This window comes from Corynebacterium sp. MSK122, assembly GCF_030229435.2.
Classification (GTDB): Bacteria; Actinomycetota; Actinomycetes; order Mycobacteriales; family Mycobacteriaceae; genus Corynebacterium; species Corynebacterium marquesiae.
On sequence record NZ_JASPHV020000032.1, the window covers coordinates 1 to 16,181 of the forward strand.

Below are 16,181 nucleotides of genomic sequence, written 5' to 3' on the forward strand. Positions count from 1 at the left end.
AGATGTGTATAAGAGACAGGCCCCTGAGCAGCCGCAGCCGGACCAGCCCGCGGCCGAGGCCGAGCCGGAGATTGCCCCGGCCGCCGAGGTAGTAGACACCTCCGCAGACGCTGCGGACAATTCCTCGCCGGAGGACAAGGCCGCGCTCGCGTCCTTCCTATACACCGCGGACCAGCTTAAGGGGCTGGGCGGCGTGAAGCACGCGCAGATTGTCGGCCTGAGTAAGGACCAGCGCGCCGCGCAGATCATGGTCACCCCAGAAACCGCGCCGACGGACGCCGCGACGGTCAACGTCGCGCACGCGCTGCGCTCGGCCACCAGCGAGATTGAAGACGCCACCGGCACCGACATCGGCCTGACCGGCCTAACCGCCGTGCAGCTCGATATCACCGAGCGCCTCGAGGAAGCCATGGCGCCGTACCTGGCAATCGTCGTGGGCCTGGCCATCGTGCTACTGCTGTTGGTCTTCCGCTCCATCCTGGTGCCGCTGGTTGCGGGCCTGGGCTTCCTGCTGTCCGTCGGCGGCGCCTTCGGCCTGACCGTGCTGGTCTGGCAGGAAGGCCTGTGGAACCTAGTTCCCGCACCGGGCCCGCTGATTTCCTTCATGCCGATCTTCCTCATCGGCGTGACCTTCGGCCTAGCGATGGACTACCAGGTCTTTTTGGTCACCCGCATGCGCGAGCATATCTCGCGGCATCCGGAGGGCACCGGCGGGCGATATAGCGCCGTCGACGAGGCCACCATCACCGGCTTTACCCAGGGCGCCCGCGTGGTCACGGCCGCGGCCATCATTATGATTTCGGTCTTCGTGGCCTTTATTAACCAGCCCCTGCCCTTTATCCAGATTTTCGGCTTTGCCTTGGCCGCCGGCGTGCTTTTCGACGCCTTCTTTATCCGCATGACCCTCGTCCCCGCCACCATGTTCCTCATGGGCCGCGCGACGTGGTGGATGCCAAAGTGGTTGGCGAAGATTCTGCCCACCCTGGACATCGAAGGCACCGCCCTGGAAGAAGAATGGGAAGCTAAACACGCCACCCCGGCCCCAACCCCTAGCCCTGCAGACAAGGAAGAAGAGTAAAGATGGACTTGAGTTTCGACGTCGGCAAGCGCCTGCCCGAAGGCCCCGGCAAGCACGGCCGCAGCGGTGTCATCCACACCCCGCACGGTGATATCCAGACCCCGGCCTTTATCCCGGTGGCGACCAAAGCCACGGTCAAGACACTTACCCCGGAGCAGATTCGCGCCACCGGTGCGCAGGCCATCTTGTCGAATGCGTACCACCTCTACCTGCAGCCGGGCCACGACATCGTGGACGAGGCCGGCGGCGTGGCCAAATTTGAAAATTGGCATGGCCCGACCTACACCGACTCCGGCGGATTCCAGGTCATGTCGCTGGGCGTGGGCTTCAAAAAGGTCCTTGCGATGGACATTGCGGATCTCAGCGATAAGGACATCCGCGCCGCCAAAAAGGAACGCATGGCGCAGGTGGACGAGGACGGCGTGGATTTTAAATCCGTCATCGACGGCTCCAAGCACCGCTTTACCCCCGAGAAGTCCATGCAGATCCAGCACGGGCTGGGCGCAGACATCATGTTTGCCTTCGACGAGCTGACCACGCTCGTTGATACGCGCACTTACCAGGAAGAATCGGTCGCGCGCACGCACCGCTGGGCCAAGCGCTGCCTGGATGAGCACGATCGCCTCACCCGCGAGCGCGCCCACCGCCCGAAGCAGTCGCTGTGGGGCGTTGTTCAAGGCGCGCAGTATGAGGACCTGCGCCGCCAGGCCACCCGCGGCCTGCTCGACCTCGACCGCGCCGCCCGCGAGGACGGTAAGCGCGGCTTCGGCGGCTTCGGCATCGGCGGCGCGCTGGAAAAGGAAAACTTGGGCACCATCGTCGGCTGGGTGTGCGATGAGCTACCTGAGGACAAGCCGCGCCACTTGCTAGGCATCTCCGAGCCGGACGATATCTTTACCGCCGTCGAAGCCGGCGCCGATACCTTCGACTGCGTGGCGCCCACCCGCTCGGCGCGCCGTGGCGGCGTCTACACCCTTGACGGCCGCATGAACCTCACTAATGCGCGCTTCAAGCGGGATTTTGCCGGCGTGGACGAGGAATTCGGCGGCTACGTATCCGAGAATTACTCCCGCGCCTACCTGCACCACCTGCTCAAGGCGAAGGAATTCCTCGCCGGCACGCTGTGCACTATCCACAATGTGGAGTTCATGATTCGCTTGGTGGACAATATCCGCGCCGCCATCGACGGCGGCTACTACGAGGCCTACCGCGATGAATTCCTCGGCCGCTACTACGCCGGCAAGTAATCTTCGCGCTTCTTCACCCACTTGATGACCGCGGCCGTCACCGGCAGCATGACGGCCTCCATCAGGGTCTTCCAGACGAATCCCACGATGACGTAGTTGATAAACCCGCCCACGGTATCCACGCCGATGACCGGTGCGGCGATGGCGCAAAACAGCAGAGTATCGCCGAACTCGCCCACCACGGTGGAGGCGATAAGGCGCGCAAAGAGGCCCTTTTCGCCCGAGCGCTTCTTCATCGCGGTCAGCGTCCAGGCGTTGAGCAGCTGACCCACCAGGTAGCCGGCCAGCGAGGCGGCCAGAATCTGCGGCATCAGACCAAGCGTGGCGGCGAAAGCCTCCTGGCCCTCGTAGAAATCGGCCGCCGGCAGCCAGATGGCGATATAGAAGCACACGGCCGCCAGGATGGCCATCGCGAAACCAATATAGACTGCACGCCGCGTGGATTTGAAGCCATAGCACTCCGAGAGCACGTCGCCGACGATATAGGCCAGCGGGAAGAGGAAGAAGGCACCGTCGGTAACCAGCGGGCCGAGCTGGACACCCTTAGTGGCATTGATATTAGAAATCAGGAAGGTCACCACAAACACGGTGACCAGCCAGGGGTAGAGGGTGGAGCGGACGGGAATGAAGCGCACCTCAGCGCCGTTCGATTTTTCCATGCCTGCCATTGTGCCAGCCCGTAGACTATGGACATGAATTCCGCGACCACCGGCGCCGGCCGTTACGCGCCAAGCCCCTCGGGCGATCTGCACTTTGGCAACCTCCGTACGGCGCTTCTGGCGTGGCTTTTCGCCCGGTCGACGGGCAGGCGCTTTGTGGTGCGCGTGGAGGACATCGATAAGCAGCGCTCCTCTCAGGAATCGGCCGAGCGCCAGCTTGCGGACCTGCGCGCGCTCGGACTGGACTGGGATGGCGAGGTCATCTACCAGCACGACCGCGACGCCGCCTATGAGCAGGCCCTAGCCCAGCTGCCCACCTACGAGTGCTATTGCTCCCGTAAGGACATCCGTGAGGCCTCCCGCGCCCCGCACGCTATTCCCGGCCAGTATCCGGGCACCTGCCGCAACCTCACCGAAGACCAGCGCGCGGCCAAGCGCGCCGAGCTAGCGGCCCAGAATCGCCAGCCCGCCCTGCGCCTGCTTGCCGACGTCCCCACATTCACCATCCACGACGCCCTCCACGGCACCTATACGGGCGACGTCGATGACTTCATCCTGCGCCGCGGCGGCCAAGACACCGGCTGGGCCTATAACTTGGCCGTTGTCGTCGACGATGCCTATCAAGGCATCGACCAGGTGGTCCGCGGCGATGATCTGCTCTCCTCCGCGCCGCGCCAGGCTTATCTCGCCTCGCTGCTCGGCATCGAACCGCCGGAGTACATCCACGTCCCGCTCGTGCTCAATGAATCCGGCGAGCGCCTAGCCAAGCGCGATGGGGCGGTGACCATGCGGGAGATGGGGGAGGAGGGGGACGTCGTCAAGCAGTTGGCGGCCTCGCTGGGGTACGAAGCTCACAGTGCCGCGGAGCTGCTCGCGCAATTCGCGCCCGACCGTTTAAGCCCTGAGCCTTATATCTGGCGGGGGTAAAATCTGGGCCCATGGACGTTCTTCTGGTGCTCATTGGGCTCATGCTGCTGACCGTGTTCGTCGTCGCCATCGGTGACAAGATTGGGCTGCCGTGGCCGGCTCTGCTGACGATCATTACCGCCTGCGCGGTCTTCGTGCCCGGCCTGCCCCAGTTCGAGCCGCCCACCGAGCTCATCCTGCCTATTTTCCTGCCGCCGCTGCTCTGGGCGCTGGCTCGGCGCACCTCGTGGGGTGTTATCCGTGAGCAATGGGTGACCATCTTGAGCCTATCCGTGCTTTTGGTGGTCGCCACCACGCTGGCCGTCGGCGCTACGGCTTACGCCTTCCTGCCCGGCATCAGCCTCGCCGCGGCCATCCTCATCGGCGCGGCCATCGCCCCGCCGGACCCCGTCGCCGTCGACGCCGTGGCCGAGCCCGCCGGCATCCCGCGGCGCATTATCACTACCTTGCAGACTGAAGGCCTATTTAACGATGCCGCCTCTATCGTCGCTTTCAATCTTGCCTTGACGGCCGTAACCCAAGGCGATGATCTCTCCTTTGGCGGCGGCGTGCTGAACTTTTTCTACTCCGCATTCGTCGCGGGCGGCCTGGGATGGGGCGTCGGCCGGCTAGTAGCGCTGTTTATCACCCACGTCCATGACGTCACCGCGCGCAATGCGCTGACCTGGGTGACGCCGTTTGCTGTCTACCTCATCTCGGAAGAGCTCGGCGCCTCCGGCGTTATCGCCGTGGTTATCGCGGCTGTGGAGCTTAATTCCCGGGCCGATATCCAGGCCGAGGACCGCCTGTCCGGCCAGTCCTTCTGGGAGACCATCGAGCTGCTCTTTACCGGCGTGGCCTTCGGGCTCATCGGCCTGACCGTCAATACGGCCATCGCGGAAGTCGGCTCGGACCTGTGGCACTCCGTGGTAGTGGGCGTCATCTTATCCCTTGTGGCCTTTGTCGTCCGTTTGGTGTGGATGTACATCTATTACCGCATCAACGTCTCCCGCGGCCGACCGCGCGTGGCGCCGTTGCGCTTGCAGGAAGTGCTGCTGATGACCTGGTCCGGTATGCGTGGCCTCGTCACCCTGGCACTGGTTTTGTCCATCCCGGCCGGCGTGTTCAGCTTCCACCATGAGCTGGCGGTCATTGCGCTGACCGTCTTGCTGGTCACGATGGTGGTGCCCGGCCTGCTCTTGCCGTGGTTGATGGAGCGCCTCGATCTCACGGAGGCTTCCCAAATCGCCAGCGATAAGATGCGCGCCGCCGTGGTTGGCCGTGCGCGTGCGGCCAGCATCGAGGCGCTGTCACACTTCCGGCCGGATGGGCATATAGCGCCCGACGCCGAAAAGGTTGATCCGGAAATTTCCGCCAACGTTATCCAGTGGCTGGAAGACCGAATTGGTGATGGCGAGGATGTGTCCGAAGACTCCCGCAAGCAGCGCGCCTGGCAGGCCCGCCACGTGGCGCTGGAGGCTCGCCGGACCGCCCTGACGGCGGCGCAGGAGGAGCTGCTGCGCATGCGCGGTTATCGAGCCTATAACCCGGCCATTGTGGACGAGGTGCTCGAGGAAATTGACCGCATGGTCCTGGGCACCAAGCGCCACTAGGCTAGGCGGCATGGATCCCTTCGATTATGCGCAGCTTGAGGACGCGCTGGATTACCTCTACGACTTCCTTGACCAGGACTTAGCGGACCGCGTGCGCGCCGAGCGCGAATTCGTTCCGGCCGGACTGGAGGGCCTGCTTGCCGACGACTCCCTCGACGACTACGTCTGGCTCTGGATCAAGGACCCAGGCCCGAATGGCTTCCGGCAATACTTGCGCGATGGGGGCTATTCCGAGGCCGAAGTCTCCCAGGCTTTCCTCTGGGCGCGCACCGAGTGGGGTATGAATACCCCGCCGCACGTCGCATGGCTGAAGGCGGATGGCTACGAGCCGCCGCGCATCGATTAGGGAGGAGGGGAGCGGCGTCGGCAAGCGCGGCCGCGCGCCCGTATACAACAAAAATCCCGACTCCGTGCTGTGTAGCAGGAGCCGGGATTTCCTTTGGCGGAGGATGTGGGATTTGAACCCACGAGGGGCGTGAACCCCGCACGCGTTCCAGGCGTGTGACATAGGCCGCTAGTCGAATCCTCCGAGAAGAAACATTAGCAGCCGTGGCAATTATTTTACCAATCGCCAGGTCAGTGCCTGTTTTCGGCGAACTAGAGCTGTTTAGTGTCGGATGGTCCTTGGGCCGCGCACCTGTGGGCGGTGGTGGCCCGTGCGGTCGGAGTCCCATTTGGCTAAACCGGCGCTCGGGCGTTAAAGTATGGGGCAGGATTCCGCGTGGCGTCCATCCTCTGAACTCCCCCAGGGCAGGAATGCAGCAAGGGTCAGGAGGCTCTGGCGGGTGCGCGGGGTCCCCTTTTTGTATGGCGTGCGTTACTATTGGGGGCTAAAAGTCGCCCTATACATGGAAGGTAGACATACGCATGTCGCTTCTTACTTTGGAATCGTCCGAACTCGCGGAGCTCGCCGCCCAGGTCCGTAAGGACTACGAGGACCTTAAGGCTAAGGGCCTGAAATTGGACCTGACCCGCGGCAAGCCAGCGAAGGCGCAGCTAGACCTCTCCAATGATCTCCTTGCTCTGCCCGGCTTGGGCAATTACACCGATGCGGCCGGAAACGACCTGCGTAACTACGGCAACCAAAAGGGCATCAAGGAACTGCGCGACATCTGGGGCAAGCTGACCAACATGGACCCCGAGCTGCTCGTAGCTGCAGACTCCTCCTCGCTGAACATCATGTTTGACCTGATTTCTTGGGCATTCCTCTTCGGCACCAATGATTCCGCACAGTCGTGGAGCAAGGAAGAAAAACTCAAGTGGATCTGCCCAGTGCCGGGCTATGACCGCCACTTTGCTATCACGGAGCAATTCGGCTTCGAGCTGGTCACGGTGCCAATGGAGGAGGACGGGCCGGATGTAGAGGCCGTCGAAAAGCTGGTAGCGGATCCGGCAGTCAAGGGCATGTGGGTAGTGCCGATGTTCGCTAACCCCACCGGCGCCGTGATTTCTGAAGACAAGGCCCGCCGCCTCGCCCGCATGGAGGCCGGCGCGCCGGATTTCCGCATCGTGTGGGATAACGCCTACGCCGTGCACACCTTAACCGAGGACTTCCCGGAAATCCTGCCGATTCTGGATATCGCAGCGGAGGAAGGCAACCCGAACCGCTTCTGGGCCATGTCTTCGACTTCGAAGATCACCTTCGCGGGCGCGGGCGTGGGCTTCTTCGGCACCTCGGAAGATAACCTCGAGTGGTACCTGGAGCACGCCGGTATCCGCGGCATCGGCCCGAATAAGATCAACCAGCTGGCGCACTACGAGTTCTTCGGCTCCGCCGATGGCGTGCGCGCGGTAATGCGCCGCCACGCCGCGCTGATTAAGCCCAAGTTCGATGCCGTGCTGCGCATCTTGGACAAGCGCCTCGGCGAGTACGAGGTGGCGCAGTGGACCACCCCGAAGGGCGGCTACTTCATCTCCCTCGACGTCGTCGACGGCACCGCTAACCGCGTCTGGGAGCTCGCGCGCGATGCCGGCATCCTGCTCACCCAGGCCGGATCCGCCTTCCCGTATGGCCAGGACGACAATGACCGCAATATCCGCCTCGCCCCAACCCTGCCGCCGCAGGAGGAGGTTGAGGCGGCGATGGACGGCGTCGCTACCTGTGTGCTGCTTGCCGCCGTGGAGAAGCTGGGGGCCTAACATCAACGCCGACGAGTCTGCCCTGTGGCTGAGCGAGATTATCCCGGCTCCGCTGGAGTTCCGCTACGTCGATGAGCGCCGGCTAGGCCTTGCCTCGCTTGCCGACGCCCAATCGCTCGCCCTCACCACCACCTTCAACGCCACCGACACCGGCCTGCAGAGCCAGGACGACGGCACCGATGTGCGCTGCGAGCTGTTGACGGTGGCGCGCACCGGGCAGCCCGAGGTGGCCGCCGCCATCAACGCTGCGGCTGACACCTTCGAAAAGGCCGGCGGCCTGCTGCCGGCGCAGCCGGGCGTGATGCTGCCGTCCATCCTCGACGTCCCTGACGTCACCGTGCACCACGGCCTGTTCATCGCGCCGTACCTGTGGGGCGGGCAGACCCCGCAATTTCGCGAGGAGGGCCGCCTGACCCTCATCTTGCAGCTGGTCATGCTGACGGATTCGGAATATGCGTTTGGGGTAGAAGAGGGCGTCGGCAAGCTGCAGGCGGCGGTGGCCGAGCAGGGCATTGACCTGCTGGACTGGTCGCGCGAGGGTTAGCCGGTAAACTGGCTAACCGTGGCTTTATACCGGAAATATCGTCCAGCAACGTTCGCGGAGGTCGTGGGCCAAGAGCAGGTCACCACGCCGCTATCCGCCGCCCTTGATGCAGGGCGCATCAACCACGCCTACCTCTTTTCCGGCCCGCGCGGCTGCGGCAAGACCTCCTCGGCGCGGATTATGGCCCGCTCGCTCAACTGCGAGCACGGGCCGACTTCGACGCCGTGCGGCAAGTGCGATTCCTGCGTCTCCCTCGCCCCCGGTGGCCCCGGCAACCTGGACGTGACGGAGCTCGACGCCGCCTCGCACAACGGCGTGGAGGACATGCGCGAGCTGCGCGACCGCGCCTACTACGCGCCGGCCGAATCTCGGTACCGCATCTTCATTATTGACGAGGCGCATATGATTTCGCCCTCCGGCGCTAACGCGCTGCTCAAAGTGGTGGAGGAGCCGCCGGAGCACGTCATTTTCATCTTCGCGACCACGGAGCCGGAGAAAATCATCGGCACCATTCGCTCGCGTACCCACCACTATCCCTTCCGCCTGCTGACCCCGCCGGCCATGAAGGGCCTGCTGCAGCGCACCGTCGAGTCCGAGGGCGTGCAGGTCGAGGACGCCGTGTATCCCATGGTTATTGAGGCGGGTGGCGGTTCCCCGCGCGATACTTTGTCCCTGCTGGACCAGCTGCTGGCCGGCGCCGGGCCCGATGGTCTGACCTACGACCTGGCCCGGCCGCTTTTGGGTGTCACCGATGTCTCGCTGCTTGACGACGCCATCGAAACCCTCGCCAACCAAGACAAACCCGGCCTCTTCGCGATGGTGGACCACGTTATCGAGGCCGGCCACGACCCGCGCCGCTTCGCCGTCGATTTGCTCGACCGTTTGCGAGATCTGATGATTCTGCAGGCCGTGCCCGGCGCCATCGATGCCGGCCTCGTCTCCGCGCCCACTGACCGCGCCTCGGTGCTTACCGCCCAAGCGCAGCGTTTTTCCGGGCCGCAGCTGACCTACCTGGCCTCCACGGTCAACGACCGCATCAGCGACCTCACAGGCGCGACCTCGCCGCGCCTGCTGCTGGAAATCATGTGCGCGCATCTGCTTATCGGGTCCACCGGTCCGGCTGCTGCCGCGCCTGCATCCGCAGCGGCTCCCGCCCCCGCCCCCGCCCCTGCTGCCAACGCTGCCGCGGTCTCGCGCGCGCCGGCTGGCCCTGCGACCCCGGGCGGTGCTCCCGCGGCCAACTCTGCCGTCGCCGGTGCTCAAGACCCCCAGTCCGCCGCTGCTGCCATCATCGCTCGCCGCCGCGCCAAGTCCCAGGAACAGCAGGCCTCTGCCCCTTCTCCTGCTCCAACCCCTGCACCGAACGCCAAGCCGCAGCCGCAAGTCCCGTCCCAACCGGAATCGCAACCGGATGCGCAGCCGCAGGCGCAACCCGAGCAGCCGGCAGCCGCCGAGCAGCAAAACACGCAGAAGCCTCAGGGCCAAGAGCCGCAACCGCAGCAGCAAGAGGCTGGGGACCCGTGGCAGCGTGAGCGGCAAATCCCGCAGGCAAAGGTGCCCGAGCAGCAATCGGCGCAGTCGGCGCAGAGCGAGGCACCGCACTCAGCGTCGGCTCAGGAGAAGCATCGCGAGCCACTGGAGAAGCCCGTGCCGGCCCGCGCGGAGGAAACAGCGCCGGAAGCCACGGCGCAGCCCGCATCGCAACCTGCCCCGCAAACGCAGGCGGCAGCGGAACCGGACGGTGACTTCGCGGAGGCCGTGAGGGAGAAATGGGTGGCGTTGAGGGGGAGCGTCGGAAAGCGGAATAAGGTGGCCGAAATCATGCTGGCCGAAGCCCGCGTGCTTGGCTTCCGCGATGGCACCCTGACGCTGGGACATACCACCGGCGCGCTGGCCGAGCGCATCAATGCGCCCGCCAATAATGCCGTCATCGTGGAGGTGCTCAAGGAAGAGTTCCAGCGCGATGTGGCCGTCAACTGCGTGGTGGGTACCGACCCGAAGACCGCCGGTTTCGATGCGCCGCGGCCGCCGCAGCGCAAGGAAGCCTGGACCCCCAATCAGCCGGCGCGCGAGCCTGCCGACGACCAGGAGGCGGAGAGTAAACCGGAAATGCCCGGGTGGCGCTCGCGCATCGCACGGGCGACGCAGGCTGCCAAGCAACGCGATGAATCGCAGTTCAGCAATGGCGTGCCGCTGCCGCCCGAGCCTGAGCCGGACTTTGCCGCTCCGCCCGAGGAGCCGCCGGCCTACACCCGCGACGACGAAGAGCGCGACATGATGGAGGCTGCACAGTCCACCGGCGAGATGGATCATCGCAGCGCTACCGAGGTAGCTATGGAGCTGCTGGAGCGCGAACTGGGCGCGCGGCGTGCCTAACCGGCAAGCACGGTACACTCGGGCGGTAGCGAAATTTACAGTTGATTTAGAAAGGAAACGACATGGCTGACCAAGACCCAATGCAGCAGGCAAATGACATGAACGACCTCATCGCGCAGGCCGCGCAGGTACAGGCGGATCTGCAGAAGGCGCAGGAAGAAATCCTTGCCACCAACGTCGAGGGCCAGGCAGGAAACGGCCTGGTTAAGGTGACCATGACCGGCGGCGCCGAGCTCGTGGACCTGCAGATCGATAAGTCCGTCGTGGACCCAGAGGACGTCGATACCCTGCAGGACCTGGTCATGGGCGCGTTCAAGGAAGCGCACGCTGCGGCCGGCCGCCTGGCACAGGAGAAGATTGGCCCGCTGTCCCAAGGCATGGGTGGCCCGGGCGGCCCGTCTTTTGAGGATGTCTTCGGCGGCAACCAGTAGCCCGCGCGATACGATAAAAGGCCGTTGCCCCGCGTTGGGGCCGCGGCCTTTTGCTGATTTTGGGAGTAATTGATGTTTGAAGGACCTCTGCAAGACCTCATCGACGAGTTTTCGCGCCTGCCGGGCATCGGCCCGAAGTCGGCGCAGCGCATCGCGTTTCACGTTTTGCACATGGAGCCCGAGGACATCGAGCGGCTACAAAACGCGCTGGGCGCGGTGCGCGATGGCGTGACCTTTTGCCGCATCTGCTGCAATATTTCCCGCGAGGATGTCTGCCGCATCTGCATTAACTCGCAGCGCGACGCCTCGACCATATGCGTGGTGGAAGAGCCGAAGGATATCCAGGTCATCGAGCGCACCGGCGAGTATGAGGGCCGCTACCACGTCTTGGGTGGCGCGCTAGACCCGCTGGCGAATGTGGGTCCGCGCGATTTGAATATTTCCACGCTGCTGCAGCGCCTGGGCGGCGTGCTGCCAGACCGCGAGCTGGCGGATTCCACCCCTGAAGCCCCGCTTTACGACGCCACCCCCACCATCCACGAAGTCATTCTCGCCACCGACCCCAATACCGAGGGCGAGGCCACCGCCGCATACCTGGTGCGGTTGCTGCGTGACTTCCCTGATTTGAAGATCACCAGATTGGCCTCCGGCATGCCGCTCGGAGGCGATTTGGAGTTCGTGGACGAGCTCACCTTGTCCCGCGCGCTTTCTGGCCGCCTGACCATTTAGCACGTTGGCGCCCCAGCCAGTGGCACGCGTGCGTGCCCGGGCGTGCGCGGGTGAGCGCAGGCTAGGGCACGGCGGCCGTGGGACCGTTTCGTGCGCGGCCGGTGAACACCGGCGGCCCGTGTGCTCTGCTCGCCTTCCCGTCATCCGCGCTGGTGGGCGGGAGCCAGGCGATTCGGCCGTTGACGCGCGCCATCCGTCCGCGACCCGGCAGCCCGTTGATGGAGTTGTGATACGGGCAGAGCAAGGCCATGTTTTCGGGGTGAGTGAGGCCGCCGCGGGAGTATTCGATGAGGTGGTGGGCTTGGCATTCGGAGGCGGGGCGTCGGCAAGCGGGCCAGGCGCAGCGGGCGCCTTCGGCCTCGAGCATGCGACGCTGCTTCGCGGAAGCCTGCCGGGTGCGGTAGAGATTGACGGGGCCGCGCTCGGGGTGGATGAGCGTGAAAAGGCCGGCGCCGGCAAGGGTGCGGCGGACGAGTTCGGCGCCGGTGATGGTAGCGCCGTTAGTCATGGCGAGGCGGACGTCGTCGCCGGCGCCGGCCAAGATTTTCAGGTAATCCGGCAGCTCGATGATGACATTGGTGGTTACGGTCGCGGGCGCGGCGGCGCGGGAACCGGTGAGCCAAGCCAGCGGGTCGGATTTGGCGGCGGCCCAAATATCGGCCATCTGCGCGGCGGGGCCGGTGAAACTCAGGGTGGTTTTCTCGCCGTGCATGATGCGGCGGCCGCCGTCTTCGCGCTCGGGCGGCGGGTTGATTTCGCGCAGGAGCCGAGTCGCCGCGCGCGAGACCTGCGCGGTAGTTCCGGCGGTGGCGCATAGCTTCTCGCGAAATTGCCAGCGCTTGGTGGGGTCAGAAATGCCGCGCGAGCGGCGGGCGATGAGCGCGAGGGTCTCCAGGCTGTGTTGGTTGCGGCGCGCGGCGGCCAGGGCGCGGGATTGGTAGCGCGAGTGGCTGGTGGGAGAGAGGAAGGCCGCGGCGGTGCGGCGCAGGGTGCGTGCTTGGTCCGCGGGCAGGGGCAGTCTGGAGGCGGCGTGGGCCTCTTCGAGAAGGTCCACGCCGCGCTTAGCGATGTCGCCCAGCTGCTCCAATAACGTCATGCCCCGCAGCCTATGGGCGGGGGCAGGCGGCTACAAGGGCAGGCGGCCGAGCCTGTGGATAACTCGGGGTTTCTGGGGCTGCCGGGCGAAGTTATCCACAGGTTTTGGCCTATCTTTGGGAGCGCGGGGGCTCAGAGGCGTTGAAACGTTCGACGCGCAGGCGGTCGACGGCCGGAATCTCAAGCGGCTCCAGATCCGCGAGGGCCACGCCCATCGCTTGGGAGAGGAGGAGATCGGCCAGCTGCGGGTTTCGGGCCAGCGCCGGGCCATGCATATAGGTGGCGATGACGCTGCCTTGGACGGCGCCTTCGTAGGTGCGCTGGGCGGAGCCATCGCTGAGATCGGCGGTGGCGGCCTGGTCGGCATTGCCATTGCCGCGGGTGAGCGTGCCGAGCGGCTGGGCGGAGGGGCCGAGGATGGTGGCACCTAGGTGGTTTTCAAAGCCGGTCAGCGGTTCGGTGAGGTCCGCGGTGACTCCGGCGCGGGTGGGCTCGGAGGCCACCTCGCCGATGGCGCGGTCCTGCATGCCGGCCGTGGTGGCGTCGAGCAGCCCGACGCCGTCGATAATGCGGCCGGAGGCGCGGAAGGATTCGCCGAGGACTTGCAGGCCGGCGCAAATGGCAAAGACGGGGCGGCCGGCGTTAGCGGCGCGGGTAAGGCCGCCATCGGAAATCAGGTGGTCTGCGGCCAGGATCTGCGCGGTATCTTCGCCGCCGCCGAGGGTGTAGATATCCAGCGTTTCGGGCACGGGCTCGCCCAAGCGGATGGGGTGAATCTCCGCCTCGAAGCCGCGCATGCGGGCGCGCTGTCGCAAGACGAGGGCGTTGCCGTCGTCGCCGTAGGTACCGAGGACGTCGGGAAGCACTAGGCCGATATTAAGCATTGGTGGCCTCCTTGGAAAGCGCCTTCTTCAAATCGCGGAAGGCGGTGTAGTTGGCGAGGACCTCGATGCGGCCCTTCGGGCAGGCGGCGAGCGCATCCATCGGATCCGGGATGAGCTCGTGGGAAATATCGGCGTAAACCAGGCGCACGGCCAGGTCGGTGCCGCGCTCGCCGGCGGCCTTGACGCTTAAGCCATTGAAGCCTTCGAATTTCACGTCCCAGAGCCAGGACATGTCGATGCCATCGGCCACCTGGCCATTGGTGGCGATGACCAGGCCATCGGCGCTGCGGTCCACCATGGACAGCGCTTCTTGCCAGCCGGCCGGGTTCTTGGCCAGCAGCAGGCGAATCTCGCGGCCCTTCCAGTGGATAGTGGAGTAGCGGCCGGCGACATCGTCGATGCCCTCGGCGGCCGCAATGGCCTTATCCAGGTCCACGCCGAAGCCCTGCACGGCCGCGGCGATGGCCTGGGCGGCGTTGCCTCGGTTCGCGCGGCCAGGCAGCGCCAGGTTCAGCGGACGCTTGGCGGTGGGGGTGATAATGCCATGCTTATCGACGCCCCAGGTAGGCTGCGGCCGGCGGAATTCGCGGCCGTCGGCAAGCGGCTTAACGGCATACCAGTCATCCTCGGTGCGCACGACGTGCCCGCCGGTGCGCGGGCAGGTGACGGAATCGCCGAGCCAGCCGGCTCCGGCCGAGACCCAAATGACATTCTTGGCGTCATAGGCCACGGAGGTCATGAGCACGTCGTCGCAGTTGGCGATGACGAGCATGTCCGGGTGAGCCTCCACGGCGCCGCGCAGCGCGCGCTCAATCTTGTTGATTTCGCCCACGCGGTCCAGCTGGTCGCGGGTGAGATTAAGCAGAACCAGAACCTGCGGGTTGAGGCTATCGGCCACGTGGGGCACGTGGAGCTCGTCCACCTCGAGCACGAGGTGGGAGGCGTCTTTGCCGGCCATGAGCGCGGAGATGATGCCGGCGTCCATGTTATCGCCGCCGTCGTTGGTGGCTACGGTGTGCTCGGCGCGAACCGCGGCGGCCAGCATGCGGGTGGTGGTGGACTTGCCGTTGGTGCCGGTAACTAGCACGGCCGGGCGCCCACCGCCCAGGTTGGTCATGATGGAAGGGTCAATGGCATTGGCGATTAGACCACCGATCATTCCGCCGGCGCCACGGCCGGTGGCGCGGGAAGCGGTGGTGGCCAGCTTCGCGGCGGTGGTGGCGGTGGTGGTGCGCAACTTCTTTAACGCACCCGGGACTCTAAAACTCATGTCCCCTAGGGTAGTCGGGCGGGCGGCTTAGTCGTTCTTTTTCCCCGCCGAGCCGCCAGAATTTCGGCGGCCTCTGCCACGACCGCCGCGGCCGCCGCGGCGCCGGCGACGCTTCTGGTTCTTGCCGCCGCCCTTTTTGTTGCTTTGAGACGAGCGGTGGGCCCGCGGCGCTGGCTTAGTGGATTCGGGTTCGGGCTCGGCGTCTTCGATGCGCGTGAGGGCGTCAAGAAACGCGGCGTCTGACATCAGCGGGATGCCTTTGCGGTGGGCGTGCATGGGTTTGCCCACCAAGTCCGTGGTGACATTGCAGACCACCAGCGAGGACTCGCGGGTAAGCTTCTCGGAATAGTTGAGCTCTTCGCGCATGAGCGCGGCGATGATGGTGTCTGGGTCCTCGAGGATTTCCGGTGCGACCACGATTTCCATGCCGCGGCGCAGCTCCTTGCCCGGCTCGTATTTGCCGGGGTTGTGGTGCTGGACGGGGGCCTCGGCGGCGTCGACGCGCACGTGGGAGCGTTGCAGGCCGAAGCGATCGGCGCGTACGTCCTCAGGCGCATAGCTGCGCACAGTGCCGCCTTCTTGCTTGCGGTAGAGCGCGATGAGCAGCTCGGTGTCCTCGCGCGAAGTTTCCGTCTCGGGGCGGGCGGCTCGCTCCACCGAGGCCTGCGGCGTGGCGTCTAGGCCGCTCTGCTTGGCGACGCCCCCCAGCCGCACATCATTTGCCCGCACCTGCTGCGCGTAGGAGGTGGCCAAGGTATCGATAATGCGGACAGGCGTGGGGACGTGTCCGACCTTTTGGCGGCGTCGGCGGCCCTTATTGCGGCCACGGTTGCGCGCACGGTTTTGGCGCGCGGCGGCCATCATGGCGCGGCGGGCCTCGGCGACGAGAAAGCCCCAGGTATAGGGGAGATCGTGGACGATGAGCGTGCGGCCGTCGATAAGCTTGTCTAGCGATTTAAGGATCTTGCCAAAAGCTGGCGCCTGCTCAATATCGGTGGTGCTCAGCCCGTGGAGGTGGCGCGGGCCGGCGTCGATATCGGGCTTGAGGACGGCGTGGAAGAGCTGGCCTTGTTCGCCGGCGTCGTTGAATGCGATGGCGTCGATAGTCACGATGCGCCCGGTGCTGGGGTGAATGCCGGTGGTCTGTAGGGTCAGCGCCACGTAGGGGTAGTCGGCCGCATCGGTGGATGAGTCCTGTCTCTTATACACA

15 protein-coding genes, 1 tRNA gene and 1 other RNA gene are annotated in these 16,181 nt (G+C 65.3%); 11 read left to right on the forward strand and 6 right to left on the reverse strand.

Going from position 1 to position 16,181, the window contains the following annotated elements:
- Window positions 1-1,078 (forward strand): MMPL family transporter (locus QP934_RS10575; protein WP_419127496.1); only part of this gene is annotated, 1,078 nt, incomplete at its 5' end.
- 2 nt (window positions 1,079-1,080) lie between these two features.
- Window positions 1,081-2,325 (forward strand): tRNA guanosine(34) transglycosylase Tgt, encoded by a 1,245-nt coding sequence (gene tgt / locus QP934_RS10580; protein ID WP_419127497.1) that lies wholly within the window; start codon window positions 1,081-1,083, stop codon window positions 2,323-2,325.
- On the opposite strand, the gene QP934_RS10585 is transcribed toward tgt, so the two are convergent.
- Complete coding sequence (locus QP934_RS10585; protein ID WP_179387271.1) at window positions 2,310-2,984, reverse strand: queuosine precursor transporter; 675 nt, start codon at window positions 2,982-2,984, stop codon at window positions 2,310-2,312. The genes tgt and QP934_RS10585 overlap by 16 nt on opposite strands.
- A 33-nt stretch (window positions 2,985-3,017) precedes the next feature.
- Between QP934_RS10585 and gluQRS the strand changes: the two genes are divergently transcribed.
- From gluQRS to QP934_RS10600, 3 genes are read left to right on the forward strand one after another with little or no spacing between them, the layout of a single operon-like run.
- Window positions 3,018-3,911, forward strand: a complete 894-nt coding sequence (gene gluQRS / locus QP934_RS10590; protein WP_340419429.1) for a tRNA glutamyl-Q(34) synthetase GluQRS — start codon at window positions 3,018-3,020, stop codon at window positions 3,909-3,911.
- A gap of 11 nt (window positions 3,912-3,922) precedes the next feature.
- Complete coding sequence (locus QP934_RS10595) at window positions 3,923-5,503, forward strand: sodium:proton antiporter (RefSeq protein WP_340419430.1); 1,581 nt, start codon at window positions 3,923-3,925, stop codon at window positions 5,501-5,503.
- Window positions 5,504-5,513: 10 nt separating this feature from the next.
- Entirely contained in the window at window positions 5,514-5,849 is a 336-nt protein-coding gene (locus QP934_RS10600; RefSeq protein WP_340419431.1) for a hypothetical protein, read from the forward strand.
- A 94-nt stretch (window positions 5,850-5,943) separates the two neighbouring features.
- Here the strand turns inward: QP934_RS10600 and QP934_RS10605 are convergent.
- Window positions 5,944-6,032: transfer RNA gene (locus QP934_RS10605), tRNA-Ser, on the reverse strand.
- 179 nt (window positions 6,033-6,211) lie between these two features.
- Between QP934_RS10605 and ffs the strand changes: the two genes are divergently transcribed.
- The 6 genes from ffs (at window position 6,212) to recR (ending at window position 11,722) form a co-directional block, all read left to right on the forward strand.
- An RNA gene (gene ffs / locus QP934_RS10610) (signal recognition particle sRNA small type) lies at window positions 6,212-6,310 on the forward strand.
- A gap of 60 nt (window positions 6,311-6,370) precedes the next feature.
- A complete protein-coding gene (locus QP934_RS10615) occupies window positions 6,371-7,642 on the forward strand; it encodes an aminotransferase class I/II-fold pyridoxal phosphate-dependent enzyme (protein ID WP_419127498.1) in 1,272 nt (423 codons plus the stop codon).
- Window positions 7,605-8,186: a suppressor of fused domain protein gene (locus tag QP934_RS10620; protein WP_284836699.1), complete on the forward strand. Its 582-nt coding sequence runs from the start codon at window positions 7,605-7,607 to the stop codon at window positions 8,184-8,186. Before QP934_RS10615 ends, QP934_RS10620 begins: the two co-directional genes overlap by 38 nt.
- An 18-nt stretch (window positions 8,187-8,204) precedes the next feature.
- On the forward strand, window positions 8,205-10,562 hold the full coding sequence (locus QP934_RS10625; RefSeq protein ID WP_419127499.1) for a DNA polymerase III subunit gamma and tau: 2,358 nt from the start codon (window positions 8,205-8,207) through the stop codon (window positions 10,560-10,562).
- Window positions 10,563-10,624: 62 nt separating this feature from the next.
- A complete protein-coding gene (locus QP934_RS10630) occupies window positions 10,625-10,993 on the forward strand; it encodes a YbaB/EbfC family nucleoid-associated protein (protein ID WP_419127500.1) in 369 nt (122 codons plus the stop codon).
- 72 nt (window positions 10,994-11,065) lie between these two features.
- Complete coding sequence (gene recR / locus QP934_RS10635) at window positions 11,066-11,722, forward strand: recombination mediator RecR (protein WP_005323161.1); 657 nt, start codon at window positions 11,066-11,068, stop codon at window positions 11,720-11,722.
- A 61-nt stretch (window positions 11,723-11,783) separates the two neighbouring features.
- Here the strand turns inward: recR and QP934_RS10640 are convergent, their stop codons facing one another.
- The 4 genes from QP934_RS10640 to QP934_RS10655 all read right to left on the reverse strand — a co-directional run.
- Window positions 11,784-12,818, reverse strand: coding sequence for an HNH endonuclease signature motif containing protein (locus QP934_RS10640; protein WP_419127501.1), 1,035 nt, complete (start codon window positions 12,816-12,818; stop codon window positions 11,784-11,786).
- A gap of 109 nt (window positions 12,819-12,927) precedes the next feature.
- Window positions 12,928-13,701 carry a type 1 glutamine amidotransferase gene (locus QP934_RS10645; protein ID WP_419127502.1) on the reverse strand — a complete coding sequence of 258 codons (774 nt, stop codon included), beginning with the start codon at window positions 13,699-13,701 and terminating at the stop codon, window positions 12,928-12,930.
- Window positions 13,694-14,971, reverse strand: a complete 1,278-nt coding sequence (locus tag QP934_RS10650) for a MurT ligase domain-containing protein (protein ID WP_419127503.1) — start codon at window positions 14,969-14,971, stop codon at window positions 13,694-13,696. The genes QP934_RS10645 and QP934_RS10650 overlap by 8 nt, the downstream gene beginning before the upstream one ends.
- Before the next feature lie 27 nt (window positions 14,972-14,998).
- The coding region (locus QP934_RS10655) for a DNA polymerase III subunit epsilon (RefSeq protein ID WP_419127504.1) at window positions 14,999-16,181 on the reverse strand (1,183 nt) is incomplete at its 5' end.